The following is a 24,245-nucleotide window of genomic DNA, read 5'->3' as shown; positions in this document are numbered from 1 at the left end:
TGCGCTCCGTTCCTATGCGGGTGGGAGGAGGTGTGCCACCTCACGATCGAAGTACACCAGGACGTCTTCGCCCGCCCGGTGGAGATCCGTGATGTAGCTCTCCCACCGGCGGACGAGATCGGGGTCGGTGTATCTGATCGCCCCGACGGGAATTCCTGTTTCCGAATACCGAACCTGATAGAGCGTACGACCACCGAGAATGACGATTTCCGGCAGCTGCCCGGATTCCTCGGAAGCGGCCAGCGTCATGGCGTCGACGATATGGATTCGCTCGCCGCATTCGGCCCTGATCCGCAACGAGTGCAGCTCCCACCGCAGGTACGGCGTCAGCGGCATCTCGACCACCCGCACCCGGTGAAAGCAGGACTGGCGCTCCTCGTCCTCCCGGCCGATCTCGCGCAGCGCCTCGCGTCGGCCTTCCAGGAGGTGCAGCGCCTCGCCCCAGTCGCCTCGACGGGCGGCCTCCCAACTCGGGCTGCCCTGCTCCTCGAAGTGCTGGCGCCGCTCCAGCTTCCAGGAGTCCCGGCCTCGCACCAGCGCGTCCCGCTCGCGGAAGTCGCGCTTGTAGTCGTCCCGGGCGAGAACCTCTCCCCACTCGGCCCTCAGCTCGGGAGCCCGCCGATCAGGCATCCGCGATGTCCGCTTTTGCCGTGCTGAGCATGACACCCGGAATGACGACGAGCCGCTCACCCGGCCCCAGGGCAACGTCCTCGGGAAGTCGGTCACGGTAGTTGTCGGTGAGGTCCCGGCCGATCACGGCGATGTCACCGTTCGAGAGCTGCCAGATGTCCGGGCATTCGTCCCGGTCCTCGGACGTCCCGAGTTCCTTCGCTGACTTTCCCAGACGCTTCGCCAGAAAAGCGGAAGGATCGGCTTCCCATCCACGAGCCATGCCCGCCCCCCTATCGATATTGCTTTCGGCGCAGAACCGCGGGTTTGGTCATCCTACACCTGACGGTGAGCCAGGGGAATATTTAGTACATTCGCTATGTACTTCTAAATGATCACCATCGCAGCACATCGGCACCATTTGCGGCGGTATTCATCCACCCGGGGCGGGAGAAGCGGTCCGCCGCGCATATGCCACTGGCTCATGGACTGCGGCAAATTCTCCTTGGGGAGTCAACAGTTCGTTGCAGCACTGGAGTTCACACACCAACACGCCCAGCCATGCAAGAGATGCCCACCCACCCCATCAGGCCAGGTCGCGGGAGGAACCCTCCACACCCACGGGGGCCGGCCGGCTCCCGGGGTGACGTCGGTCTCGGGGACACCGCGTTCCCCGCACCCACGAGGACCAGCTGGTCGCTGTCCTTGGCCTCAGGGCGTGCGTGTTCCGTTGAGGTAGGCGAGGACGGCGAGGACGCGGCGGTTGTCGTCGTCGGAGGCACCGAGGTCGAGCTTCGCGAAGATGTTGGAGGTGTGCTTGCTGACCGCGCCCTCGCTGAAGTGCAGCCGTTGGGCGATGGCGGCGTTGGAGCGGCCCTCGGCCATCATCGCGAGGACGTCGCGTTCGCGCGGGGTGAGGAGGGCGAGGGGCTGGTCGTAGGCGTTGCGGGCGAGGAGGCGGGAGATGACCTGGGGGTCCATGACGGTGCCGCCGGCGGCGACGGTGTGGACGGCGTCGACGAACTGGTCGGCCTTGGAGACCCGGTCCTTGAGGAGGTAGCCGACGCCGCCGGTGCCGTCGGCGATCAGTTCCCGGGCGTAGAGCTGTTCGACGTGCTGGGAGAGGACGAGGACCGGCAGGCCGGGCCGTTCGCGGCGGGCGGCGAGCGCGACCTGGAGGCCCTCGTCGGTGTAGGTGGGGGGCAGGCGGACGTCGACCACCGCGATGTCGGGGCGGTGGTCGGCGATCGCGGCGGCCAGTTCGGGTCCGCTCTCCACCGCGGCGACGATCTCGTGCCCGTGGGCACCGAGCAGCAGGGAGAGGCCGTCCCTCAGCAGGACGAGGTCCTCGGCGAGGACAACACGCACGGTAGCTCCATGATCAGCCTGGTCGGACCCCCCGGGGGGCTGGTCAGCGTGAGCGTACCGTCGAACGGGGCGAGCCTGCGCCGGATGCCCTTCAGGCCGCTGCCGCCGTCCGGGTCGGCGCCGCCGCGGCCGTCGTCGGTGACCTCGGCGCGGAGCAGTCCGGCGGCGTGGGTGAGGTGCACGGCGGCGTGCCGGGCGTCGCCGTGCTTGACGGCGTTGGTGAGCGCCTCGCTGACCGCGAAGTAGACCGCCGACTCCACCGGCGCCTCGGCCCGTCCGGGCAGTTCGGTCCGCACCTCGACCTTCAGCGGGACGTCCAGGGCCAGCGCCCGCACGCCTTCGGCGAGTCCGCGTTCGGCGAGGACCGGCGGGTGGATGCCGCGCACCAGGTCGCGCAGTTCCTGGAGCGCCTGGGTGACGTTCTCCTGGGCGTCGGTCACCACCCGCTTGGCCTGCTCCGGATCACGGTCGATCAGTGCCGCCGCCGCGCCCAGGCGCAGGCTCACCGCGACCAGCCGGGCCTGCGCGCCGTCGTGCAGATCCCGTTCGATCCGGCGCAGTTCGGCGGCCTGGGCCTCGGTGGCGTCCAGCCGGATCTCGGTGAGCTGCTCGACCCGCCGGGCGAGCCGGGAGCGTTCGGTGGGCCCGAGCAGGGTGCCGGTCCACCGGCCGTGCAGGCGCAGCGCGGGGCGGGCGAGGGCGAGCCCGGCGACGATCGGTACGGGCCCGAGGAGGCCGAGGAGCAGTGCGGGCAGACCGCCGAACGGCAGGTCGTACGGCAGCGGCGCCTGGACGATCCCGTACAGGCCGGTGCCGACCAGCAGCACGGGTGCGGCCACGACGGCGCCGCCGACCAGCGGGTCGGCGATCAGCCACAGGGCGTCGCGCCAGGTCGCCGGGTCGGTCCAGAGCCAGCGGACGCGCAGGGCCAGGCCCGCGAGCCAGCGGTTCCTGTGGTAGTCGTGGCCGGTCCAGTACCAGCCGTGGAGCGTGCGTTCCAGGGCCGGGCGCGGCCGGTACGGCGGCGGCACGGGCACCCCTGACCAGTGGCCGGCCGCCCACCGGGCCGCCTCGGCGGCGGAGCGGACCATCCGGGTGGCGGCCGGGAAGAGCGGGAAGATCCCGAGGCAGCCCCAGAGCAGGAAGGACAGCAGGAAGACCGTCGTCAGCGCCGCCCCGACGGGTATCAGCAGTGTCAGGACGGCGAGCCACCCGAGTGCCCGGGCGGCGGCGCGCAGCTCGCGGGCCGCGGCGCCCGGCTCGCGGACGGCGTCGGCCCAGGCGCGGACGGCGTCGGCCCGTTCGCGGGCGTCGCCACCGGGCGGGCGTGCGTCGCCGCCCGGCTCGCGGGCGGCTGGGGTCTGCGGGCTGCTCACGAGTCCTCCGGTCGGGTTCGGTGCTGCGGGTCGTTCATGATCGCAGTCGTCCGCCCGGGCAGCCGCGCCCGCGTCCGGACCCGAGCTCGGCCCCGCATCCGGCTCCGCATCCGCCCCGGTGTCGAACGCTGCTGACCGCGGGTCAGCCGGTGGAACGACCCGCGCGGCACGGGCAGCTCGCCCCCGTCGCCGGCCACCACCGAGCCGAGCCGCTTGCGCAGCCCCGACAGCCGCAGTGCCGGGGCCCTCTGCCCCGCACCCACCGCTTCCCGCACCTCGTCCTCCCCGCGTCGTCACGGCCGCCCAGGGCATCGGGCGGCACGCGATCAACGCTAGGGACGGCGGGACGACGGCAGAATCCACCTGCACCCCCGCCGGGGGTGGGGCTGGACCCACCCCGCCCCGATGCCTCCACCGCGGGCGGGGGCGCGCCCGGGACGCGCGGAGGGTGGCACAGTGACGGGTTTCCCACCACACACTCCTTCCCCCCGGGCCACAATGGTGAGCCCCAGCACCACCAGGAGGACGTCGTGAGCGACCGGATCCCGCGCGACCGGCAGGGCCAGTGGCGCAGGCAGCGAGGCCTCGGCTCCCGCGGTCCCACCAGGGTGCCCGCCCACCCGCCGATGCCATTGCCGATGCCGTTGCCGTTGCCGTTGCCGTTGCCGTTGCCGGACGGGATCGCGGCTCCGGAGGAATCCGAGCAGCGGCCGTCGGGCAAGGGAACCGGCAGGCTCGGCGAGCCACCCCCGGACGGCCCGACCCCGACCCCGCCCGCCGACCCGCCGCGGTAGCCCGGGCCGCGCACCAGGTGTTACGCGGCCTCGACCTTGACCATCGCGTCGCCGGCCGCGGCGGCCGCGGCGAAGAAGTCCCTCAGCCTGCGGAGGTCGGCGGTCAGAGCGTCGGCCCACGCCTGGGACCACGGGGTGGCGAACCCGAGGGACACGACCTCGGCCGCCACCGCGGTGTCCACGGTCCTCACCAACCCGTCGACGCCCACCGCGTCCAGGAAGCCCGATGCCGTCCGGACCTCATCGGGCCGGAGCACCCACACCTTGATCTCGGTGAACTCGTCGTCACAGTCGGGATCCCCCTCGACGACCACCCGTTCCTCACCACCGAACACCGGCAGTCGGGCCGCCGGGGAGTCCGGGCCCGAGCTGCCGGACGCCTTCGTCAGCGCGACGTCCATCAGGTACCCGTTGCGCTCCACGCCCAGCACCGCACCGGCCTCGTCCAGCGGCCCGAAGTCGTCGTCGAACCAGCCGGGCACCAGGGCACGGAGCTCCCTCGGCGACAGTTCGTCCAGAACCGCTCCGTCCACCCGCCGCCAGAAGAAGTCCACGCTCATGCCCCGCCTTTTCCTGTTCTCTGCGCCAGGTTAGGCGGGCCCTCCGACAGCCGCCGTCGTGGACGACCGGGCGCCGCCCGGGAGCCCGGTCCTACGGGCGCCGGCCGCGGAAGCCGTGGCTCAGGCCCACGGCGGCCTGCCCCGCCCGTCCGCCCACAGGGCGAGCGCCCGCTGGTCGACGGCGCGGATGCCGACCTGGGTGCAGAACGCGGCGGCGGCCTTGGTGAACGAGCCGGTCGTCACCACGGCGGCCAGGTCGCAGTGGTGGACGTCGCGGTAGGTGCCGTTGACCTTCTGGACGTCCTGGGAGCCGACGGAGGTCCGCGGCCCGTACCGCTTGGCCTGGATGAGGATCCGCTGCCCGGCCGGGGTGGTGGCCAGGACGTCCGCCGCGAGGTCGCCGGCCCCGCCGACCACCTTCACCTTCGTGCAGCCGTCCCGGCGGCACAGGTCCGCCAGCGCGTGCTCGAAGGCCTTCGGGGTCATCGCCAGGAACGGCCCGATGTGCCGCAGTTGGGCGGTCCGCGCATCCAACTCCCGCCGCCGGGCCCGCACTCGCGAGCGCAGAACGGCGACACCCGCACCCGCGCCGGCCACCAGCAGCACGGCGACCAGCACGAGGTGCTGGGCAAGCCAGCGGACCACCAGCGAAGCCAGAACGACCGCGACCAGCGCGACCACCCCCAGCAGCGGCGCGTTCCGCTTCATCCACCGCACCCGGCGGGCGGTCATCGACCGACGTCGCCGGACAGGACTACGGGCCACGGCACTCCCCCTCACGCCACGGTATGCGGACGAGCGTAGAAGCAGCCGTGCCGGTACGCCCGCGATCCGGGCGAACTCCGGTGGCCGGACGGCCGAGTTGACCGAATCCCGGCAACCGACGGCCGAACCCCCGCCGCCCCGGCCTCCCGCGCGTGCGGGCAAGGGCGCTCTCCGACCTGCGGCGCAGTACAGCCTTTGCCATTTCTTGACTATGCTGCGGTGCCGAGGCTGCCGGGTCGGACGGTGCCATGAGGCGTGCCCATCATGCCCATCGCGCCCGTCGCGCCTGTCATGCGTCGTGCCCGTCGTGCCACGCGTCCGGTGGCGAGGGGCAGCCGCGGACCTCCGCTTCGGCCCGCCGCACTGGATGTCGCCGCGTCAACCCCCTGGAAGGCTCAACACCATGACCCGTCTCTCCTGGCTGTCGCGGGCTGCGGCGACCGTGCTGCTCGTCCTGGAGTCGGTGGCGGTGGTGCTGTACTTCGGCATCGCGGTGCCGCTGCTCTACAACGGCATCGGGTTCGAGGACGAGGTGGCGCCGAGGTCGAAGGTGGTGCCGCACCTGCTGGCGCTCGGGGGGTACACGATGGCCGGGATCAACGGGTTGGCGGTGCGCGAGCTCTGGCGTCTGCGGCCCGGTGACGGCAGGGTCCTCGTCGTGGCGATGGCCGGGGTGCAGGTGCTGCTGCTGGGGTATGCGGCGCTGTCGGGCAACTACCTGTTCGCGATCTTCGCGGCGCCGGTGCTGCTGTTGCTGGGGGCGATGGCCGTCTCCGAGTACCGGAGCGGTGCCCGCCGGGCCGCCACGGGGTGACGGGGCCGGCCCGGGGCTTCCGCCGGGCCGGCGGCACCGTCCGGACGGGCAGCGCAGCGAGCCGCGGCCGGCTCAGCCCGGGCCGCTCGGCCCCCGTCCGCGTGCTTCGGCGTACTCCTTGAAGCGTCTCAGGTCCCCCTTCACCCGGTGGTCGACCGCGGCCCTGGCCTCGCCGGCCTTCTCCCCCGGCCGCTCGGGCCGGAGGTCGACGGCGAGGGTGACCCGGGTGTGGCCCGGGTCGAGCCGCCGGAAGGTCACCTTCTCCTTCCGGTCCGTCTCGCCGTCCACGGACCGCCAGGCGATCAGTTCCTCGGGCTCCTGGTCGACGATCTCGGTGTCGTATTCGCGGGCGACGCCGTCGATGCTGGTGCGCCAGTGGATGTGGCGGTCGTCCAGCCGGGTCACCGAGTCGACGCCCTCCATGAAGCGCGGGAACTCCTCGAACTGCGTCCACTGGTTGTAGGCGGTGTGCAGGGGCACGGCCACGTCCACGGATTCCTTCACCGTGCTCATGAGGACCTCCTCGTAGGCTGCGGCCGGGGCCTTCCCGCCCGTCTGTGCACCTGCCCGTCCGGCACCGGCGCAACCATCCCGCGTCCCGCCACCGTCCCGGCGGTCGGGTCCGACCCGGACCGGCCCGGACCAACCGGCCCGGACCAACCGGACCGGCCCGACCGGCCCGCCTCAGGGCGCGGAGCGCGGCCCGTCGCCCTCGGCCAGGTGCCGGGTCACGGTGTCGAGGTCCGTGCCCAGCCGCTGGGCGGCGCCGACGAGCAGGCTCAGCGCGGTGTGCGGGGTCACGTCGAACCGTTCGGCGGTGATGCCGATGGCGAGGCCGGTGGCGTGCCGCCGGTCCAGCAGGTCGGCGACCGCCCTGGACAGGGCGAAGCGGTCGAGGGCGGCCGACGCCTGGAGGGCGAGCACCTCCACCAGGCCGAGGGCCGGGGTGCCCGGCTCGACCGGGGTGCGCAGGTAGGCGCTGAACACGGTGCAGCCGTGCGGGTGGGTGCGCAGGTGGGCGCCGGCCACGGCCCGTACGCCGCAGCGCCGGGCCCGGTCGGCGAACCGGTCCGACCGGCCGGGGTCCAGCCGGACCACGACCTGTCCTTCGCCCTGGCGGCGGAGCCGGGGCAGCGGGCCCGCTTCCGAGCCGCCCTGCGCGCGTTCGAGGGCGAGCAGGTAGGAGGGGGTCGCCGCGAAGGTCTCGACCGAGCCGTCGTCGTGCCAGGTGCTGACGGCGGCGCCCACGCAGTCCGGGACCGTGACCCGGGTCAGCTGCACCACGTCGTGCAGGCTCTGGAGGGGCCCGGACCGGACCCGTTCGTGGGCCGCGAGTTCGCCGAGTTCGGCCAGGAGCGCCGCGCGGGCCCGGTCGTTCGCCGGTGCCCCGGCCGCCGCCGTGGCGACGTCGGCCGGGCCTTGGCGTGCCAGCAGCAGGCGGGCCCTGGCGACCGCGCGGACCGCGTCGGCCTCCCCGGTGTAGATGCCGATCGTGTAGCAGACGTCGCGCAGCCGCTGCCCGGCCTCCGGCGAGCTCGACGGGGACAGGGCCTCGTACTCCGCGACCAGCCGGCCGAGCGCAGCGACATCCACCATGGGCATGAGCACCTCCGTGTGTTTACGGAAAGTATGCGCCGATCACGCAGCGAAACCGCGCTGTCGGTCGCCTCACCCCGGTGGTCGGCCCGCCGACGGCCGCTGACACCCGCCGGAGGCCGTCAGCGGACGTCGGGGGCCGTCAGCGGACGTCGGGGGCCGTCGAGGGTGTCCGGCCGTCGGCACAGGCGCGGAGCACCGTGAAGGCGGTCGCCAGTGTCAGGGCCCAGCAGCCCGCGAGGCCCCAGAGGAAGGGGGTCTTCGACGCCCCCAGTCCGGCGGCCAGGAGTCCCAGCGACAGCAGGGCGAGCCCGAGGACGGTCCGCGGCCGCAGGCCTCGCACCAGGTCCCAGGCCCGGCCGCGCAGGCCGAGCCGGACGGCGCGCAGCCACGGTTCCGGGGCGCGGTCGCGGCGCGGCGGCCTTCCGGTTCCGCGCGGTCGCGCCCGCTCGTGTCCGCCCATGGTGTCCGCCTCCTCGCCGCGCCGTCCCCCGTGGTCCCGCACCGGGTACCCCGGATGCGCGATCGCTAACGCCCCGGCCCCGGCCGCCCGGCGGCCCGGCGGCCCGGCGGCCCGACGACAGACCCGAGGCGGACCCGCAGCGGCCACCCGCCGTCTCAGCCGACGCCCTCGGCCGCTCCGCCGGCTCCGTCGGCCCAGCCGGGGGCGTCGCGGTCCTCCAGTTCCTCGCGCAGCCGGGCCAGGGTGGCGCTGAGCAGTCGGGAGACGTGCATCTGGGAGACGCCGATCCGCTCCGCGATCCGGGACTGGGTCCAGCCGTTCCAGAAGCGGAGTTCGAGGACGGTCTGCTCGCGTACGGGCAGCCGGGCCAGCAGGGGGCGCACCGCGATGCGGAAGTCGGCGAGTTCGATGCCGGGGTCGCAGCCGCCGAGGTGGTCGAGCAGGGCGCTGCCGCTCTCGTCGGTGTCCTGGTCGCGCAGGGCGTCCAGGGAGTTGGGGCGGTAGACGCGGCCCGCCATCAGTCCCTCGATGGCCTGTTCGACGGTGAGGTCCAGGTCCTCGGCGATCTCCTCGGGGCGGGGCAGTCGGCCGAGTTCCTGTTCGAGGCGGTCCGAGCCGCGGGCGACGCAGAGGTAGAGCTCCTGCGTGCCGCGCGGGACCCGTACCGGCCAGGAGGTGTCGCGGAAGAACCGTTTGATCTCGCCGGTGATGGTGGGGATCGCGTAGGTGAGGAATTCGACGCCGCGCTGCGGGTCGTAGCCGTCGACGGCCTTGATCAGGCCGATCGTGCCGACCTGGAGGATGTCGTCCATGTCCTCGGCGCGGTGGCGGAAGCGGGCCGCGATGAAGCGCACCAGCGGCATGTTGAGCTCGATGATCGTGCCGCGCACGTAGCTGTAGGCGTGGGTCTCGCGGGCCAGCCCGGCCAGCCGTCCGAACAGGGCGTCGCTCAGTTCGCGGGCCTCGGACTTGCCCATCCGGCGCAGTTCGGCCGCCGTCGGTCTTCGCGGCAGGTCGGGGGGCAGGCCCTCGGGCGGGGCCTCCCGGTCGGTCGTTTCCAGGTGGATGGACACGTGATCACTCCTGGGCATCGGGGTGAACGCCCGGCGACGCGTGCGGATCCGCACCTCGTGCGTCGCGGACCTCTTCCCCAGGACCCGTGCCCGGTCTCTTCGAGCGCGGTCCCGGCGGCACCGTCCACGGTGCCGAGCGGCCGGAACGGTCACGGCCGCTGCATCAGTCTTCCTACCCCGGGGAGACGTTTCCGAACTCACGTTCCGGGTGTTCTCCCGCCCGTCTTCCGGGCGGTCACGCAACGGCACGACCCGCGCGGGCGGTCGGGCACGCCTCCCGACCGGTGTCCGCGCTGGTGGTCGGGCGTGCCGCCTCCCGACCGCCGTCCGCCCGGCCGGGAGGCGGCACGCTCAGTGGTCGAGCGGGCGGGGCCGTCCCGGCCAGGCGGGCCGGCCCGGCTCCCGGGGCAGCCGCGGCTGGACGTAGTCGACCAGCTGCATCATGCCGAGGTCCTCGTGCTGGAGCTGGTGGCAGTGCAGGACGGTGCGGCCGGTGAAGTCCTCGTACTTGACCAGGAGGGTGACGGTGTCGCCCGGCTTGCCGCCGAGCAGGTCGACGGTGTCCTGCCAGACCGGCGGGTCGAGCCGTCGGCCGTTGCGGTGGGTGACGAGGACGTGGTTGGTGTGCAGGTGGAAGGGGTGGTGGAAGGCCGGCATGGAGTCGTCGGTGTGCAGGGTCCAGCGTTCGACGGTGCCGAGTTCCAGGGTGTGGTTGACGAACTCGGGGTCGAACAGGCCGTAGGCGGGGTCGCGGGTGAGGTCGCCGCCGGGGTCGGCCGCGGGGGTGGGGTGGCTGCCGAGGACGCGGTAGGCGTTGGGGAACGGCGGGTCGAAGACCTTCGCGTCGACGTGGAAGACCACCTCGCGGTCGCCGCCCGGGTCGGCGAGGTCCTTCTCGTCGAGGAAGGGTTTGCCCTGCGGCAGCGTGGTCGGCAGTTCCATCGGCGGCCGGACGGCCTCCCCCGCCACCTCGATCGTCATCAGCGGCACGGGCACGCCCTTGGCCCGCAGTTCGTACGTCCCGGCCTCGCCGCCCCGGACCAGCACGTCGGCGCGGTTGCCCACGGCCAGGGACACCGTCTCGGCGGCGACCGGCGCGGGGAAGGTCACGCCGTCCATCGAGATCTGATGCATCGTCAGTTTCCGCTCCCCGGAGGTGACCTGGAGCGAGAGGGTGGTGAAGGCGGTCGCCGCGACCAGGCGCCAGCGCTGGACCTCGCCGGGGCGCAGCGCGAGGGTGGGGTTGACCGCGCCGTTCACGGTGAAGGTGGGCGGGACGGCGGCCAGGGCGTCGCCGGAGGTGAACTCGGGGACCTTTCCGTCCTTGAGCCGGAGTTCGTTGACGCAGACGACCAGGTCGGCGGCGGCCTTGATCTGCGGCACCTCGTCGACGTCGCCCTCGACGATGATGACCCCGGCCATCCCGCCGGCGATCTGTTCGGCGGTGGCGCCGTGCGCGTGGGGGTGGTACCAGTAGGTCCCCGCCGGGTGGCCGGGCGGGATCTCGACGGTGGTCAGGTACCGCGGCTCGGGGGCGCCGGCCGCGGCCTCGTCGGCGCTGCGCGGCGGGAATTCGCGCAGGACGTTGTCGGCGTTCCCGGAGGGCGAGACGTGCAGGCCGTGGGTGTGCAGGTTGAAGCTGTTCGCGCGGTGCGGCCGGTTGTGCCCGCCGTGGTGCTGCGGATTCGGCGGGTTCGGCGGGTTCGGCGGCAGGCCGTTGACCTGGGTCAGCCAGAGCGTGTCCCCGGCGCGCACCCGCAGGGTGGGCCCCGGGATGGTGCCGTTGTAGGTGCGCGTGGTGACCGTCCCGTAGCCCGGGACGGCGGTGTCCGTGAACCGGACGTCGAGCGCCTGGTCGAGCACCGCCCTCGACCCGTCGGAGGCGGACCGGGAGCTGCGGACGGCCGGCTGCGGGAAGGGGGTCGCGGCCGTCGCGGCCGTCGCGGGCCCGACGAGGATCCCGTCGGAGCCCGCCACGAGGACGGCGACTGCGGGAACGGCCTTGAGTACCGATCGTCGACTGATTCCGACAATTTCTCTCATAGCCGGGCAATCTAGGTCGACTTCCGCGGGCCCCCGGTCAGGCACACCGCGTGCCTGCCCGGGGTTGGGCCTTCCGTACCACGCTACGAACGCTCCGGATGGGTCAGGTTGGCCCCGTCGCGGGGGTCGAAGACGTGGATGCGCGACGTGTCCACCCACAGCTCCAGCGGGCCGCCCTCGGCGGCGCGGGTGGCCGGGTTCAGCCGGGCCACCACGCGGTGCTCCTGCATGCCGGTGTCGGCCCGGCCCGAGTCGGCGGCGAGTTCGGCCAGTTCGGCAAGTCCACCGAGGCCGGCGAGGCCCTCGGTCGCCGCCGGTCCGCCCGCCTCCGCGAAGTGGACGTAGACGTCCGAGCCGACCGACTCCCGGACCTCGACGGTCACGGTGACGGTGACCCCTCCGGTGTGCCCCTCGGCCAGGGCGGCGTCCTCGAAGTCCTCGGGGCGGATGCCGACGATCAGTTCGCGCGGCGCGTCCGCGCGCTCCAGGGCGCGCCGGGTGCGGTCGTCCAGCGGCAGGTCGCCCAGCGAGGTGCGCAGGACGCCCCGCTCCAGCGCGGCGCCGAGGAAGTTCATCCCGGGCGAGCCGATGAACCCGGCGACGAAGAGGTTCACCGGCTCGTCGTACAGCTGCTGCGGCGAGCCGACCTGCTGGACGACCCCGGAACGCATCACCACCACCCGGTCGCCGAGCGTCATCGCCTCGACCTGGTCGTGGGTGACGTAGACGGTGGTGGTGCCCAGCCGGCGCTGGAGGGCGGCGATCTGGGTGCGCATCTGCACCCGGAGCTTGGCGTCCAGGTTGGACAGCGGCTCGTCCATCAGGAAGACCTTGGGGTCGCGGACGATCGCCCGGCCCATCGCGACCCGCTGGCGCTGCCCGCCGGAGAGGTTGGCGGGCTTGCGGTCGAGGTGCCGGGTGAGGTCCAGGATGCGGGCGGCCTCCTCGACCTTGGCGGCGATGGTCGGCTTGTCGACCTTGGCCAGGCGCAGCGCGAAGCCCATGTTGTCGCGCACGCTCATGTGCGGGTAGAGGGCGTAGCTCTGGAAGACCATCGCGATGTCCCGGTCCTTGGGCGCGCGGTCGTTGACCACCTCCCCGGCGATCCTCAGGGTGCCCTCGGTGATGTCCTCCAGCCCGGCGATCATGTTGAGCGTGGTGGACTTGCCGCAGCCGGAGGGGCCGACCAGGATCACGAACTCGCCGTCGGCGATGGTGAGGTCGACGTCGCGGACGGCGAGGGCGCCGTCCGGGTAGCGCTTGGTGATGCCGTCGAGGACGATCTCGGCCACGATCCGCCTTCCTGGTCCGCCGGGTGGGGCGGGCTCAACCTCGGGAACTCGACAAAGGGACTCGATGCGGGAACTGGATGCGGAAGCTCGATGGGGGTCTCAGCCCTTGACCGCGCCGGCGGTGAGCCCGGCGACGATGCGGCGCTGGAACAGCAGCACGAAGACCACGATCGGGATCGTGATGATCACGGCGGCGGCCGCGATCGAGCCGGTCGGCTGCTCGAACTGGGAGCTCCCGGTGAAGAAGGCGATCGCCGCCGGAACCGTCCGGGCCGAGGTGGTGGAGGTCAGCGAGATCGCGAACAGGAAGTCGTTCCAGCAGAAGATGAAGACCAGGATGCCGGTGGTGAACACGCCGGGTGCCGCCAGCGGCGCGATGACCAGCCGGAACGCCTGCCACGGCGTGGCGCCGTCCACCTTGGCCGCCTTCTCCAGGTCCCAGGGGATCTCCCGGAAGAACGCCGAGAGCGTGTAGATCGCCAGCGGCAGCGAGAAGGTCATGTACGGGATGATCAGCCCGGCCCAGGTGTCGAACAGCCCGAGTGCCCGCTCGATGTCGAACAGCGGCGACACCAGCGAGATCGGCGGGAACATCGCGATCAGCAGCGACACCCCGATGAGCAGCCGCTTGCCGGGGAAGCGCAGCCGGGCCACCGCGTACGCGGCCATGGTGCCGAGCACGACGGCGATGGTGGTGGCGATCACCGCGATGCCGATCGAGTTGATCAGGGCGCGGGTGAACTCGGAGGTCTGGAAGATGCCGCGGTAGTTGGCCAGGGTCCACTGGCGGGGCACGAAGGCGCCGTCGGAGAGGGTGCTCGGCTCCTTGAAGGAGAGCGCCACGATCCACCACACCGGGAAGAGCGCGTAGAGCACGACCACCAGGTTGGCGATGCCCCAGCCGGTCAGGGTCCGGGTGTGCCGGCCGCTCATCGGTGCTCCGGTTCCGCGCCGGGCGCGGCCGCGCCGAACAGCTTGACGAAGACCAGCGCGATGAGGGCCACGCAGACGAAGATCAGCACCGAGATCGCCGAGCCGATGCCCAGGTTGAGCGCGGTGAAGAGGTTGTCGTAACCGAGGATCGACACCGAGCCGGTGCCGTTGGAACCGCCGGTCAGCACGTAGATGTTGTCGAAGATCCGGAAGGCGTCCAGGGTGCGGAAGAGCAGGGCGACCAGGATCGCCGGCTTCATCAGCGGCAGGATCACCAGTCGCAGCCGCTGCCCGAAGCTCGCGCCGTCGACCATCGCCGCCCGGACCGTCTCGTCCGGGACGAGGGCCAGGCCGGCGAGCAGCAGCAGCGCCATGAACGGGGTGGTCTTCCACACCTCCGCGAGGATGATCAGACCGACGGCCGGCCACTGCTCCGTCAGCGGGGCGCTGCCCTCCGGCAGCAGGGCGGCCAGGTAGCCGGTGCCCGGGGTCCAGGCGTACTGCCAGGAGTAGGCCGCCACCACGGTGACGATCCCGTACGGCACCAGCACCGCGGTGCGCACCGTGCCGCGCCCGAAGAGCGTCCGGTGCATCACCAGCGCGAGCGCCAGGCCGAGCACCAGCTCGACCGCCACCGACACCACGGTGATCAGCACCGTGACGCCGAGCGCCTGCCACCAGAACGGCGAGGTCAGCACCGCGCCGTAGTTGGCGAGCCCGATCCAGTGCGCCTGCTCGGGGAAGCGCAGGTCGTAGCGCTGCAGGGACAGGTAGACGGCGTAGCCGATCGGGTAGGCGGTGACGCCGAGCATCACGATCACCGCGGGGGCGCACAGCAGCAGGCCCAGCCGGCGTTCCTGGCGGGCCCCGCGCGAGGGCCCGGCCGGTTGCGGTGCGGCCGCGGCGGCGGTCTCGGTGGACGGTGTCACGGGATCAGCCCCTTCGAGCCGAGGGCGTCCTGGATCTGCCCGCGGAGGTCGGCCACGTCCTTCTCCGGGTGGATGCCGGCGGGCGGGGAGAGGGTGTGCGAGATGGCGATGGAGACGTTCTGGTAGGCCGGGGTCTGCGGGCGCACGCTGGCGGAGTCGAGGGCGGCCAGCACGTCGGCGGCGAACGGGTAGCTGGCGGTGAGCTCGGCCGTCTCGTACAGGCTGCGCAGCGAGGGCGGCAGGCCGCCCTTCAGCGCGTTGGTGAGCTGGTTGTCCCGGTCGCGCAGGCAGAGGGTGGCCTCGGCGGCGAGGTCGGGGTGCCGGCTGTACGCGCCCACCGCGAGGTCGATCCCGCCGATGGTCACGCTGGCGGGGCGGTCGGCGCTCACCGCGGGGTACGGGGCCCAGCGGAAGTGCGGGAACAGCTCCGGCCGGTTGGCCTTCATCGAGGGGTAGACGAAGGGGTAGTTGAGTTCGAAGGCGGCCGTCCCGGACTCCATCGCGAGCCGGTTCTGGTCCTCCATCTGGTTCGGCAGCGAGGGGTCGGCGGCCACCGACGTCGCCAGGTCGTGCATCACCCCGGCGGCCGTGACGGCGGGCGCCCCGAGCGAGGGCGCCTGCGCGTCGGGGGTGAGGATCGTGCCGCCCGCGCTGGTGACCAGCGTGTTGAACCAGACCGTCAGCCCCTCGTACTGGGCGCCCTGGATCTCCACGAAGTGCGGCTTGCCCTCGGCGGCCAGCTGCTGCGCCCGGGAGAGCATCTCCGCCCAGGTCCCGGGCGGGGTCGGCACCAGGTCGTCGCGGTACCAGAGCAGCTGGGTGTTGGAGTTGTACGGCACGGCGTACAGCCGGTCCCGCCAGGTCGCGGTCCGCACGGCCGCGTCGAGGGTGTCGGCGGTGGCCCGCGCGCGCATCTCCCCGGTCCACTCGCGGATCCAGCCGGCCTCGGCGAACTCGGCGGGCCAGGTGACGTCCAGGCCCAGGACGTCCACCTCGGTGTCGTGCGCCGCCATCCGGCGCACCAGCTGCTGGCGCTGGCCGTCGGCGCCGCGGGGCAGCTTGTTGTAGCGGATCGTGTAGCGGCCGCCGGACTGCTGCCCGCAGCGGTCGGCGGCCTGCTGGAGGGCGCCCGAGTCGTCCGGGAAGTTGTACCAGTTCAGGGTGACCGGGCCGCCGCTCCCGCCACCCCCGCAGCCCACCAGGGCGGAGGCGAGCACGGCCAGTCCGGCGGCGGCGCTCGCCCACCGCGAGCGGAACGTGGGGACCCTCGGCATCGTTCTCCCGCGCTGGGACGGACCGGTCCGGCCGACCCTAGCCGGGCTCCCCCGGCCCGCCCCGGCCTGCCGGGCCGCCGGGCCGGGCGACCAGCCGGACGGCGGAACCGGGCCCCGGGCTCCCGGGAGGCGCCGGTCCGGGTCGGCACGGATACTGGCCGCACCGAAACCTCCGGAGGCTGGGACCGCACCGGAACCGAGGAGCACGCCGTGACCGGACCCGTCGTCGTCGGATTCGACGGCTCACCCGAGAGCCTGGCCGCCGCCGCCTGGGCCGCCCGCGAGGCGCAGCGCCGCGGCCTGCGCCTGGACGTCCTCCAGGCCTGGCCCCGGCCGAAGCAGATCGCCCCCGGGAGCAGACCCGGCGACCACCCCGCGCTGGCACAACTCGCCGAACGGGAGAGCGAGTTGCGCTCCCTCGCGCCGACGGTGGAGGTCGCCGCCTCCTCGGTGGCCGCCGATCCCGTCGAGGCGCTGGAGGCGGCCGCGCACGGGGCCGCCCTGCTGGTGCTCGGCTCGCGCGGGCTGGGCACCCTGCGCGGCTTCCTGGTCGGCTCGGTGAGCCAGGAGGTGCTGCGCCGGGCGGACTGCCCGGTGGTGCTGGTCCGGGCCGGCGGGGACGAACCGGACGGACCGGTGACGGTCGGCCTGGACCTGGCGCACCCGGCGGACGAGGTGCTGGCCTTCGCCTTCGAGGCCGCCGCCCTGCGCTCGGCGCCGCTGCGCGTCCTCCACGTCTGGTCCCCGCCGGCCGGCAGCGAGTACATGTCCTACGGGGCGATCGGCGGCCTGGAGGGCGAGGTCTCCGCCGTCGAGCGCAGCGGGCTCGACGGGGCCCTGGACCCCTGGCGGGCCCGGCACCCCGAGGTGACGGTGACCACCGACCTGATCCGCGGCAAGCCCGCCGTCGACCTGGTGGACGCCGCCGCGACGGCCCGGCTGCTGGTCGTCGGCCGCCGCGTCCGGCGGATGCCGCTGCGCCACCACCACCTCGGCCCGGTGGCGCACGCCGCGATCCACCACGTGCACTGCCCGGTCGCGGTCGTCCCGTACGGCTGACCGGGAGCCGGCCCGGGCGCGCTACAGTCCGGTGCCATGAGTGAGTCCGTACGCCCGCCCTTCGGGAACTTCGCCTCCGCCGCGGCCGCGCTGGAGGCCGGCGCGGAGCTCGCCGCGCCCGTCGCCGACGCGCTGAAGAACTGGGACGACCAGGAGGCCGCCGCCTCGGTGCTCTACGTGGACAGCGATCCGCTGAAGGCGGACACCGCCGTGTTCTGCGCGGCCTACGACACCCCACCGGAGCTCTCGGCGAACTGTGTGGTGGTGGCCGCCAAGCGCGCCGGGGAGGTGACCCTGGCCGCGTGCCTGGCCCTGGCCACCACCCGGGTGGACGTGAACAGGGCGGTGCGCACCCACCTGGGGGCGCGCAAGGCGTCCTTCGCGCCGATGGACACCGCGGTCGAGCTGACCGGCATGGAGTACGGCGGGATCACCCCCGTCGGCCTGCCCGGCGACTGGCCGCTGCTGATCGACGAGGCGGTGGCCGCGGCCCCGTACGTGCTGGTCGGCAGCGGGCGGCGGCGGGGCAAGCTCATCCTGCCCGGGTGGGCGCTGGCGAAGCTGCCGGGCGCCCGGGTGCTGCCGGGTCTGGCCGGCTGACCGGCCCGGCAGCGCCCGGGCCCGGGGCCGGCGGGGCCGGAACCGGCGGGCCCGGGGTCAGCGGGTCCGGGGGGCGAGACCGACCGGGCAGACCACCGGGGTGCCGTGCACCGGGTCGGTGAGGATCACGCTCTCCACCCCGTACAGCTCGCGCACCAGCTCCGGGGTGACGATGTCGCGCGGCGCGCCCTGGGCGGCCACCTCGCCGTCGCGCATGGCCACCATGTGGTCGGCGTAGCGGCAGGCGGTGCTGAGGTCGTGCAGGACGAGGACGACGGTGCGGCCGCGCCCGGTCGTCAGGCCGCGCACCATCTCCAGCACCTCCAGGGCGTGGCCCATGTCCAGCGCCGAGGTGGGTTCGTCGAGCATCAGGATGTCGGTGTCCTGGGCGACGGCCATGGCGATCCAGGCGCGCTGGCGCTGGCCGCCGGAGAGGGTGTCCAGCGGGCGGTCGGCCAGCTCGTGCAGGTCGGCGGCGGTGAGCGCGTGCTCGACCGCCTCGGCGTCGGCGGCGGACCACTGCCGCAGCAGGCCCTGGTGCGGCTGGCGGCCGTAGCGGACCAGGTCACGGACGGTCAGCCCGTCCGGGGCGGTGGCGGACTGCGGCAGCAGGCCGATGATCCGGGCGATCGCGCGGGTGGACAGCGAGGTCAGCGGCTTGCCGTCGAGCAGCACGGCGCCGGAGCGCGGGGCGATGGTCCGGGCGAGGCCGCCGAGCAGGGTGGACTTGCCGCAGCCGTTCGGGCCGACGATGACGGTGACCTGCTGCCGCGGCAGTTCGAGGTCGAGCTCGCGGACCACGACGGTGCGGTCGTGGCCGAGGCTGAGCGCGCTGGTCGCCAGCCGGGGCGCTCCGGCAGCAATCCCATCGGTCGCGGCGGGCACGGCGGTCGCGGTACGGGCGGTCATGCGGTCCTCCGGGGACGGGTGGTGAGCAGCAGCCAGAGCAGGTACGGGCCGCCCACGACGGCGGTGACCAGGCCGGCCGGGACCTCGATCGGCGACAGGGCGGTGCGGCCGAGCAGGTCGGCGAGCAGGGTGAAGGCGGCTCCGGCGGCGGCCGAGGTGAGCACCGGGACGCAGCGCGGTCCGGCGATCCGGCGGGCGGCCTCGGGCGCGGCGAGCGCGATCATGCCGAGCGGTCCGGCGACGGCCACCGCCAGGCCCGCGCAGACCACGGCGACCACCAGGACGCCGACCCGCAGGCCGCGCACCCGGACGCCCAGCCCGGTGGCGACGGCGTCGGAGAAGCGCAGCAGCGACAGCCGGCGGCCGAGCAGCACCGCGGCGGGCAGGCAGACCAGCAGGCCGAGTTGGAGGAGGCCGACGGCGTCGGCGTCCCGGCTGTTGAGGGTGCCGACCGTCCAGGCGTACGCGGAGTTGGCGGCGTCGATGGCGGCGCGGGAGAGCATCAGGTTGGTCACCGCGCCGAAGACCGCGCCGATGCCGAGGCCGACGACCAGGAAGCGGTAGCCGTTGCGGCCGGCCCCGCCACCGAGGGCGAAGGCGAGCGAGGCGGCGGTGGCGGCGCCCACCAGGGCGGCGGCGGAGGGCAGCAGCTGGGTGGCGACGCCGGTGACGGAGGCGACGGCGAAGGCGGTGGCGCCCTCGTTGAAGCCGACGGTGTCCGGGGTGGCCAGCCGGTTCTGGGCGAGGGTCTGCATCAGGCAGCCCGCGACGCCGAGGGCGGCACCGACGGCCAGTGCGGCCTCGGCGCGGGGCAGCCGCAGCTTCTCCACCAGCAGCACGTCGCGTGCGGTGCCGTCACCGAAGGCGGCGCGCAGGGCGGTCACCGGGTCGAGGTTCGTCTCACCGACGGCCAGGCAGACGGCGGTCACCGCGACCACGACGAGCAACAGGGCGGCGCCGCCGAGCAGCGGCCGGACCGGGACGAGCACCGAGCGGCCGCCGAGGGCGAGCAGCCGGGTGCCGGGCGGGGTCGGCAGCCGGGTCGCGGCCGGGGGCGTGCCGGGGCTCGCGGCGTTCTTCGCGGCGGCGGCTTTCGCGGTCTTCACGGTGGGGGTCACAGCGCGGGCATTCTGTGCGAGCGGACGACGGCGACCAGGACGGGGGCGCCGCACAGGGCGGTCATCACGCCGAGCGGCATCTCGTACGGGCGGGCCACCAGCCGGGAGGCCACGTCGGCGAGCAGCACGACGGCGGGCCCCAGCAGGGCGGAGACCACGAGCAGTCGGCGCAGGTCCGGGCCGACCAGGGCCCGGGCGGCGAAGGGCACCACCAGGCCGACGAAGGAGACCGGTCCGGCGATCGCGGTGGCGGCGCCGACCAGCAGGGCGACGGCGGTCACCGCGAGGGCGCGGGCCCGGCGGGGCTTGTGGCCGAGGCCGGTGGCGACGTCGTCGCCGAGGCTGAGCGCGGTCAGCGCCGGGCCGGAGAGCAGGGCCAGGACCAGACCGAGCAGCAGCACCGGCAGCACGGCCAGCAGTTGGTCGGTGCCGCGGCCGGCGACCGAGCCGATGGTCCAGAACCGGATCTCGTCGGCGGCCCGGGCGTCGGACAGCAGCAGGACGGAGGAGCCGGCGTTCATCAGTCCGCTCAGCGCCGCGCCGGCGAGCACCAGGCGGACGGGGTCGTCGCCGGCGCCGCGCAGCCGGGCCGCGCCGAGCGCCAGCAGGCAGCCGGCGGCGGCGCCCAGCACGGCGACGTACGGGCCGACGCTCGCGGCGCTGGCGCCGAGCACGATCGCGATCACCACGGCGAAGGAGGCGCCGGTGCTGACGCCGAGCAGGCCGGGCTCGGCCAGCGGGTTGCGGGCGGCGGCCTGCAGCACGGTGCCGGCCACGCCGAGCGCGAGCCCGACCGCGAGGGCCACGGCGGTCCGCGGGACGCGCAGGTGGAAGACGGTGAACCGGGAGTCGGAGTCGCCGTCACCGAGCAGGGTGGCGAACGCCCGTGACGGCCCCACGTCTCCCGCGCCGAGCAGCAGGCTCGCCAGCACGGCGAGCAGCAGTATCGCACCGGCGGGCAGCAGTCCGCGCAGCAGGAGTGATCGGAATGTCACACCGGGCCTCCCCGTCAGGGCCTTACGTATGGTTAGGCTAACCTCAGAAAAACGGTTCGTCCGTAAACTACCATTCCTCGGAGAACACCCATGCTTGGCACCCGCTTTACCAAGACCCTGCTCGGAACGGCCGTCGTCGGCGCCCTCGCCCTGGGCCTGACCGCGTGCGGCTCCTCGGGTTCCGGCAGCTCCGCGGGTGGCTCCGACTCCTCCTCCAGCGCCGCGAAGGGCGGCAAGCGCAGCATCGACACCGCCTTCGGCGCCGTGGAGGTCCCGGCCGAGGCCAAGAAGGTCGTCGCCCTCAACGACACCTCACTGGACACCGCCCTCGCACTCGGCGTCACCCCGGTGGGCACCAGCGCCAGCCGCGGCGGCACCACCGCCCCCGCCTACCTGAAGGCCGACGCCGTCCCGCTGGTCGCCACGGTCAAGGAGCCCAACATCGAGGCCATCCTCAAGGCCGGCCCCGACCTCATCCTGGCCTCCTCGGGCATCGAGAAGTCCCAGTACGAGAAGCTCTCCGCAGTGGCCCCGACCATCGTCCCCAAGGCCGGCGACTGGCGCTCGGTGCTCGCCGTGTACGGCGACGCCCTCGGCCGCAAGGACGACCTGACCGCCAAGCTGGACGCGCTGGACAAGCGCGCCGCCAAGGCCGGCGAGGGCAAGGCCGGCAGCGCCGTCGTGATGCGCTGGATGCCCAACGGGCCGATCGTGATGAACACCACCAACATGCCCGGCGACCTGCTGAAGAAGGCCGGCGCCGGCACCATGCCGATCGCCGACGGCCTGGGCGCCCAGCCCCACTCGGACCCGCTGTCCCTGGAGAACCTCAACAAGGCCGACGCCGACCGGGTGTTCGTCGCCACCCTGAACGCCGAGGGCGAGAAGGCCCTGGAGACCGCCCGCAAGCAGGAGGCGTTCACCCGCCTCAAGGCCGCCGGCACCAACCAGCTCATGGGCGTCGACGGCCAGGTGTGGAGCAGCAGCTCCGGCCCGATCGCGGCGGAGAAGGTCGTCGAGGACATCGAGAAGGCCTTCGGCGCGAAGTAGTCGCCGCGGCCGGGGAATTACCCCCCCGAGCATTCCGAAGGGCCGTCGTCGCAGCGCATGCGGCGACGGCCCTTCCGGCGGTTCCTGCCGGCGGCGCGCGCGAGCGGCAACGCGTTGTGAACGGCGGACCCCCGGGCAGTCGCCCGGGGGTCCGCCGTCATGCCTCCAGGACCAGCCGCAGGAGTTCGCGCAGCGCCCCGCGCTGCTCGGCGTCGAGCCGGGCCAGCGGGTCGCCGGCGAAGGGCATGCGGGCGCGCAGATCGGCGGCGACCTCGCGGCCGGCGGCGGTGGCGGCGACGTGCTTGACGCGACGGTCGGCGGGGTCGACGCTGCGCTCGACCAGGCCGCGGGACTCCAGGCGGTCGACGATCACCGTCACATTGGACGGCTCCGCGTGCAGCCGCTCGGCGATCCGGCGCGTCGGGACCGGGGCCTCGGCGGCGAGCAGCGCCTTGGCCTGCAGCGCGGTCAGGTCGTGGGCCGCCGCGGCCGCCTCGGACTCCCGGCCGTAGCGGCGGTTGACGGCCGCGAAGAGTCCGACGATCTCCTGGGTGAGGTCATCCGGTGGGTGGGACATGACCACCAGACTATCCAGGTGCTTGACAAAGTGAAATGTCAGCCCACATAGTTATGGATCATATTGGTTATGATCCATAAGCACTGGGAGTCCAGCGAGATGAGCGACCGGACCGTCCTGATCACCGGCACCTCCTCCGGCATCGGCCTGGCCACCGCCGTCGCCGCCGCCCGCGCCGGCTGGCACGTCATCGCCACCATGCGCAACACCGCCAAGGCCGGCCCGCTGCTGGCGGCCGCCGAGGAGGCCGGGGTCACCGTCGACCTCCGGACGCTCGACGTCACCGACCCCGCGTCGGTCGAGGCCTGCCTGGCCGGCGTCGACCGGCTGGACGCGCTGGTCAACAACGCCGGCGCGGGCCACATCGGCACCCTGGAGCAGGAGAGCCTCGACGACGTCCGCGCCGTCATGGAGGTCAACTTCTTCGGGGTGCTGCACGTCACGAAGGCCGCCCTGCCCCTGCTGCGGGCGAGCAAGGGCCGCGTGCTGACCGTGACCAGCGTCGGCGGCGTGGTCGGCCAGCCCTTCAACGAGGCCTACTGCGCCGCCAAGTTCGCGGTCGAGGGCTACATGGAGTCCCTCGCCCCGGTCGCGGCCACCGCCGGCGTCTCCGTCAGCGTCGTCGAGCCGGGCGCGGTGGCCAGCGAGTTCGTCAGCAACGTGGGCCTGACGGACGACGCGGCCGAACAGGCCGGGCCGTACGCCCCCGCACTGGCCGCCTACCTGGACCGCACCCGCGGCGCCTTCGCCAACGCCCAGGCGGCCGAGGACGTGGCCGCCGGGATCCTCGACCTGCTCGCCGCCGAGCGTCCCGCCTTCCGGATGCTCACCTCCGACGCCGCCCGGGCCTTCGCCGGGGTCAAGCTCAAGGACCTCGACGGCTCGGCCGTCCAGGGCCTCACCTCCGGCTGGGTCGCATAGGGCCCGGCCCGTCGATCACCGGGGCAGGAGGCCCGCGACCGGCACGGTGGCCGGCCGGGTTCCGCGGACGTCCGCGACGCGGCAGCCGGGCACCGCCAGCGGATGCGGCTCCGGCTCCCCGCGGGCCCGGCGCTCGCGGTCGAGCTCGGCACCGGCCCGCACCGCCCGGTACACCGCCCGGGCCAGCCGCGCCCCCCACAGCGAACGCGGGCCGCCGAAGGGGTCGGCGGGGGCGTCGGGGGACGCGGCGCGCACGGCCACGCAGACCGCGTCGGACGGGGTGCCCGAGCAGTCGTAGCCGGCGTCCAGCAGGGCCTGGACCTTGGCCTCGGTCGCGGTGGCCAGCAGGTTGACCAGTCCGGCGTCCGCGACCGCGGCCGGCACCACGGCCAGGATGTTGATCGTGCCGGGCCGGTACTCGGCCGGCGCCGCGGCGGGGTCGGCCGCCCAGAGCGCGACACCGATCCCGGTGGTCACCAGCGCGGTGACACCGCCGTCCTCGGCCCGGGTGCAGTCGTCCACCGGGGCCGCCGTCATCAGCCCGACGCCCGGGCCCGTCAGCCCTTCCGCGGCGGCCAGTTCGGCCAGGTGCTCGGCCGGGTCCATTCGCGCATAGCCGGGCCGCACCTGGGCGTTGAGCACCCACCCGCGGCCCCCGAGCCCGCCGCCGAGCACCGCGCTGCTCACCATCCGCCAGCCGGGACCGGCCCGCCACACCAGCAGGTGGCGGCAGGCGCCGTCCTCGGTCCGTACCGTCCGCCCCACCCGTACCGCACCGTCGTCCACGCCCACTCCCCCTCCACCGGGTACGGCACCCCGGCCCGCCGGACGCGGTCCGTCCGCTCGCAGGTCCGACAGCCGGGGCCGGTCGGGGTGGCCGTTCGCTCGGCTGCGGCGCCGACCGGTCCGGGCGGCGGTTGCGAAGGTATCACCACGCCGGTTCGCGGGATTCGCAGGTTCACGGGGTGCGGATGGATCGATTCCCCAGCGAGCCGGATCACCGACCGGGACCGGGGTGGGCGGGGGCCGCCGGGCCCCCCCCCCCCCCCCGCCCCCGCCCCGCCCCGGCCACCCCCCCCCCGCGGGGGGGGCCCCCCCCCCCAAACCACCCAGGCCCGGGGGGCGGG

General features: G+C 73.9%; 25 protein-coding genes. 5 read left to right on the top strand and 20 right to left on the bottom strand.

Annotated features, from left to right (window positions below; translation table 11 throughout):
- Window positions 1–12: 12 nt before the first annotated feature.
- From ACFVHV_RS11400 to ACFVHV_RS11375, 6 genes are all read right to left on the bottom strand, one after another.
- Window positions 13–630, bottom strand: a complete 618-nt coding sequence (locus tag ACFVHV_RS11400) for a DUF6879 family protein (RefSeq protein ID WP_359898298.1) — start codon at window positions 628–630, stop codon at window positions 13–15.
- Window positions 623–892, bottom strand: coding sequence for a hypothetical protein (locus tag ACFVHV_RS11395; protein WP_359898299.1), 270 nt, complete (start codon window positions 890–892; stop codon window positions 623–625). The genes ACFVHV_RS11400 and ACFVHV_RS11395 overlap by 8 nt, the downstream gene beginning before the upstream one ends.
- Window positions 893–1,320: 428 nt before the next feature.
- Window positions 1,321–1,977, bottom strand: coding sequence for a response regulator transcription factor (locus ACFVHV_RS11390; RefSeq protein WP_359898300.1), 657 nt, complete (start codon window positions 1,975–1,977; stop codon window positions 1,321–1,323).
- Entirely contained in the window at window positions 1,941–3,353 is a 1,413-nt protein-coding gene (locus ACFVHV_RS11385; protein WP_380350798.1) for a sensor histidine kinase, read from the bottom strand. The genes ACFVHV_RS11390 and ACFVHV_RS11385 overlap by 37 nt, the downstream gene beginning before the upstream one ends.
- 814 nt (window positions 3,354–4,167) lie before the next feature.
- Window positions 4,168–4,707 carry a hypothetical protein gene (locus ACFVHV_RS11380; RefSeq protein WP_380350796.1) on the bottom strand — a complete coding sequence of 180 codons (540 nt, stop codon included), beginning with the start codon at window positions 4,705–4,707 and terminating at the stop codon, window positions 4,168–4,170.
- A gap of 120 nt (window positions 4,708–4,827) precedes the next feature.
- A complete protein-coding gene (locus ACFVHV_RS11375; RefSeq protein WP_380350794.1) occupies window positions 4,828–5,415 on the bottom strand; it encodes a restriction endonuclease in 588 nt (195 codons plus the stop codon).
- 460 nt (window positions 5,416–5,875) lie between these two features.
- Between ACFVHV_RS11375 and ACFVHV_RS11370 the strand changes: the two genes are divergently transcribed.
- Entirely contained in the window at window positions 5,876–6,286 is a 411-nt protein-coding gene (locus ACFVHV_RS11370; RefSeq protein WP_359898305.1) for a hypothetical protein, read from the top strand.
- Window positions 6,287–6,358: 72 nt separating this feature from the next.
- Here the strand turns inward: ACFVHV_RS11370 and ACFVHV_RS11365 are convergent, their stop codons facing one another.
- The 9 genes from ACFVHV_RS11365 to ACFVHV_RS11325 all read right to left on the bottom strand — a co-directional run bounded on the left by ACFVHV_RS11365 (window position 6,359) and on the right by ACFVHV_RS11325 (window position 15,889).
- A complete protein-coding gene (locus ACFVHV_RS11365) occupies window positions 6,359–6,799 on the bottom strand; it encodes an SRPBCC family protein (protein ID WP_380350792.1) in 441 nt (146 codons plus the stop codon).
- Window positions 6,800–6,970: 171 nt separating this feature from the next.
- On the bottom strand, window positions 6,971–7,882 hold the full coding sequence (locus tag ACFVHV_RS11360; protein ID WP_359898307.1) for a DUF5133 domain-containing protein: 912 nt from the start codon (window positions 7,880–7,882) through the stop codon (window positions 6,971–6,973).
- Between the two features lie 142 nt (window positions 7,883–8,024).
- The gene (locus tag ACFVHV_RS11355) at window positions 8,025–8,345 is read right to left on the bottom strand and encodes a hypothetical protein (RefSeq protein WP_380350790.1); all 321 of its coding nucleotides are present in this window, start codon (window positions 8,343–8,345) and stop codon (window positions 8,025–8,027) included.
- Between the two features lie 155 nt (window positions 8,346–8,500).
- Complete coding sequence (locus tag ACFVHV_RS11350) at window positions 8,501–9,436, bottom strand: SigB/SigF/SigG family RNA polymerase sigma factor (protein WP_380350788.1); 936 nt, start codon at window positions 9,434–9,436, stop codon at window positions 8,501–8,503.
- Window positions 9,437–9,769: 333 nt separating this feature from the next.
- Window positions 9,770–11,461: a multicopper oxidase family protein gene (locus ACFVHV_RS11345; RefSeq protein WP_380350786.1), complete on the bottom strand. Its 1,692-nt coding sequence runs from the start codon at window positions 11,459–11,461 to the stop codon at window positions 9,770–9,772.
- Between the two features lie 83 nt (window positions 11,462–11,544).
- Entirely contained in the window at window positions 11,545–12,753 is a 1,209-nt protein-coding gene (locus ACFVHV_RS11340; RefSeq protein ID WP_359898311.1) for a sn-glycerol-3-phosphate ABC transporter ATP-binding protein UgpC, read from the bottom strand.
- Window positions 12,754–12,852: 99 nt separating this feature from the next.
- On the bottom strand, window positions 12,853–13,686 hold the full coding sequence (locus ACFVHV_RS11335; RefSeq protein ID WP_359898312.1) for a carbohydrate ABC transporter permease: 834 nt from the start codon (window positions 13,684–13,686) through the stop codon (window positions 12,853–12,855).
- The gene (locus ACFVHV_RS11330) at window positions 13,683–14,615 is read right to left on the bottom strand and encodes a sugar ABC transporter permease (RefSeq protein WP_359898313.1); all 933 of its coding nucleotides are present in this window, start codon (window positions 14,613–14,615) and stop codon (window positions 13,683–13,685) included. The genes ACFVHV_RS11335 and ACFVHV_RS11330 overlap by 4 nt, the downstream gene beginning before the upstream one ends.
- The gene (locus tag ACFVHV_RS11325; RefSeq protein WP_380350784.1) at window positions 14,612–15,889 is read right to left on the bottom strand and encodes an ABC transporter substrate-binding protein; all 1,278 of its coding nucleotides are present in this window, start codon (window positions 15,887–15,889) and stop codon (window positions 14,612–14,614) included. The genes ACFVHV_RS11330 and ACFVHV_RS11325 overlap by 4 nt, the downstream gene beginning before the upstream one ends.
- Before the next feature lie 210 nt (window positions 15,890–16,099).
- On the opposite strand from ACFVHV_RS11325, the gene ACFVHV_RS11320 reads away from it, so the two are divergent.
- Complete coding sequence (locus tag ACFVHV_RS11320; protein WP_380350782.1) at window positions 16,100–16,948, top strand: universal stress protein; 849 nt, start codon at window positions 16,100–16,102, stop codon at window positions 16,946–16,948.
- Between the two features lie 36 nt (window positions 16,949–16,984).
- Window positions 16,985–17,548 (top strand): YbaK/EbsC family protein, encoded by a 564-nt coding sequence (locus tag ACFVHV_RS11315; RefSeq protein WP_380350780.1) that lies wholly within the window; start codon window positions 16,985–16,987, stop codon window positions 17,546–17,548.
- A gap of 57 nt (window positions 17,549–17,605) precedes the next feature.
- Here the strand turns inward: ACFVHV_RS11315 and ACFVHV_RS11310 are convergent, their stop codons facing one another.
- Genes ACFVHV_RS11310 through ACFVHV_RS11300 form a run of 3 tightly spaced genes read right to left on the bottom strand, consistent with a single transcriptional unit; the run spans window position 17,606 to window position 20,570 of the window.
- On the bottom strand, window positions 17,606–18,457 hold the full coding sequence (locus ACFVHV_RS11310; RefSeq protein ID WP_380350778.1) for an ABC transporter ATP-binding protein: 852 nt from the start codon (window positions 18,455–18,457) through the stop codon (window positions 17,606–17,608).
- A complete protein-coding gene (locus tag ACFVHV_RS11305) occupies window positions 18,454–19,575 on the bottom strand; it encodes a FecCD family ABC transporter permease (RefSeq protein WP_380350776.1) in 1,122 nt (373 codons plus the stop codon). Before ACFVHV_RS11305 ends, ACFVHV_RS11310 begins: the two co-directional genes overlap by 4 nt.
- The gene (locus tag ACFVHV_RS11300; protein WP_359898319.1) at window positions 19,572–20,570 is read right to left on the bottom strand and encodes an iron ABC transporter permease; all 999 of its coding nucleotides are present in this window, start codon (window positions 20,568–20,570) and stop codon (window positions 19,572–19,574) included. The genes ACFVHV_RS11305 and ACFVHV_RS11300 overlap by 4 nt, the downstream gene beginning before the upstream one ends.
- Before the next feature lie 90 nt (window positions 20,571–20,660).
- On the opposite strand from ACFVHV_RS11300, the gene ACFVHV_RS11295 reads away from it, so the two are divergent.
- Window positions 20,661–21,620: an ABC transporter substrate-binding protein gene (locus ACFVHV_RS11295; RefSeq protein ID WP_380350774.1), complete on the top strand. Its 960-nt coding sequence runs from the start codon at window positions 20,661–20,663 to the stop codon at window positions 21,618–21,620.
- Between the two features lie 157 nt (window positions 21,621–21,777).
- Here the strand turns inward: ACFVHV_RS11295 and ACFVHV_RS11290 are convergent, their stop codons facing one another.
- On the bottom strand, window positions 21,778–22,197 hold the full coding sequence (locus tag ACFVHV_RS11290; RefSeq protein ID WP_359898321.1) for a MarR family transcriptional regulator: 420 nt from the start codon (window positions 22,195–22,197) through the stop codon (window positions 21,778–21,780).
- Window positions 22,198–22,266: 69 nt separating this feature from the next.
- Between ACFVHV_RS11290 and ACFVHV_RS11285 the strand changes: the two genes are divergently transcribed.
- A complete protein-coding gene (locus tag ACFVHV_RS11285) occupies window positions 22,267–23,118 on the top strand; it encodes an SDR family oxidoreductase (protein WP_380350772.1) in 852 nt (283 codons plus the stop codon).
- Window positions 23,119–23,133: 15 nt separating this feature from the next.
- Here the strand turns inward: ACFVHV_RS11285 and ACFVHV_RS11280 are convergent, their stop codons facing one another.
- The gene (locus ACFVHV_RS11280; protein WP_380350770.1) at window positions 23,134–23,910 is read right to left on the bottom strand and encodes an adenosylcobinamide amidohydrolase; all 777 of its coding nucleotides are present in this window, start codon (window positions 23,908–23,910) and stop codon (window positions 23,134–23,136) included.
- Between the last annotated feature and the right edge of the window lie 335 nt (window positions 23,911–24,245).

The organism is Kitasatospora sp. NPDC127116 (assembly GCF_042677365.1).
Lineage (GTDB): Bacteria > Actinomycetota > Actinomycetes > Streptomycetales > Streptomycetaceae > Kitasatospora > Kitasatospora lactacystinica.
This window is presented reverse-complemented; position numbering and strand designations above follow the sequence as displayed.

Bases quoted from the DNA above. Each gene is read 5' to 3' on its own strand.
- ACFVHV_RS11400 (WP_359898298.1), bottom strand. From the start codon at position 630: ATGCCTGATCGGCGGGCTCCCGAGCTGAGGGCCGAGTGGGGAGAGGTT.
- ACFVHV_RS11395 (WP_359898299.1), bottom strand. From the start codon at position 892: ATGGCTCGTGGATGGGAAGCCGATCCTTCCGCTTTTCTGGCGAAGCGT.
- ACFVHV_RS11380 (WP_380350796.1), bottom strand. From the start codon at position 4,707: ATGAGCGTGGACTTCTTCTGGCGGCGGGTGGACGGAGCGGTTCTGGAC.
- ACFVHV_RS11375 (WP_380350794.1), bottom strand. From the start codon at position 5,415: ATGAAGCGGAACGCGCCGCTGCTGGGGGTGGTCGCGCTGGTCGCGGTC.
- ACFVHV_RS11370 (WP_359898305.1), top strand. From the start codon at position 5,876: ATGACCCGTCTCTCCTGGCTGTCGCGGGCTGCGGCGACCGTGCTGCTC.
- ACFVHV_RS11365 (WP_380350792.1), bottom strand. From the start codon at position 6,799: ATGAGCACGGTGAAGGAATCCGTGGACGTGGCCGTGCCCCTGCACACC.
- ACFVHV_RS11360 (WP_359898307.1), bottom strand. From the start codon at position 7,882: ATGGTGGATGTCGCTGCGCTCGGCCGGCTGGTCGCGGAGTACGAGGCC.
- ACFVHV_RS11355 (WP_380350790.1), bottom strand. From the start codon at position 8,345: ATGGGCGGACACGAGCGGGCGCGACCGCGCGGAACCGGAAGGCCGCCG.
- ACFVHV_RS11350 (WP_380350788.1), bottom strand. From the start codon at position 9,436: ATGCCCAGGAGTGATCACGTGTCCATCCACCTGGAAACGACCGACCGG.
- ACFVHV_RS11345 (WP_380350786.1), bottom strand. From the start codon at position 11,461: ATGAGAGAAATTGTCGGAATCAGTCGACGATCGGTACTCAAGGCCGTT.
- ACFVHV_RS11335 (WP_359898312.1), bottom strand. From the start codon at position 13,686: ATGAGCGGCCGGCACACCCGGACCCTGACCGGCTGGGGCATCGCCAAC.
- ACFVHV_RS11325 (WP_380350784.1), bottom strand. From the start codon at position 15,889: ATGCCGAGGGTCCCCACGTTCCGCTCGCGGTGGGCGAGCGCCGCCGCC.
- ACFVHV_RS11315 (WP_380350780.1), top strand. From the start codon at position 16,985: ATGAGTGAGTCCGTACGCCCGCCCTTCGGGAACTTCGCCTCCGCCGCG.
- ACFVHV_RS11310 (WP_380350778.1), bottom strand. From the start codon at position 18,457: ATGACCGCCCGTACCGCGACCGCCGTGCCCGCCGCGACCGATGGGATT.
- ACFVHV_RS11295 (WP_380350774.1), top strand. From the start codon at position 20,661: ATGCTTGGCACCCGCTTTACCAAGACCCTGCTCGGAACGGCCGTCGTC.
- ACFVHV_RS11290 (WP_359898321.1), bottom strand. From the start codon at position 22,197: ATGTCCCACCCACCGGATGACCTCACCCAGGAGATCGTCGGACTCTTC.
- ACFVHV_RS11285 (WP_380350772.1), top strand. From the start codon at position 22,267: ATGATCCATAAGCACTGGGAGTCCAGCGAGATGAGCGACCGGACCGTC.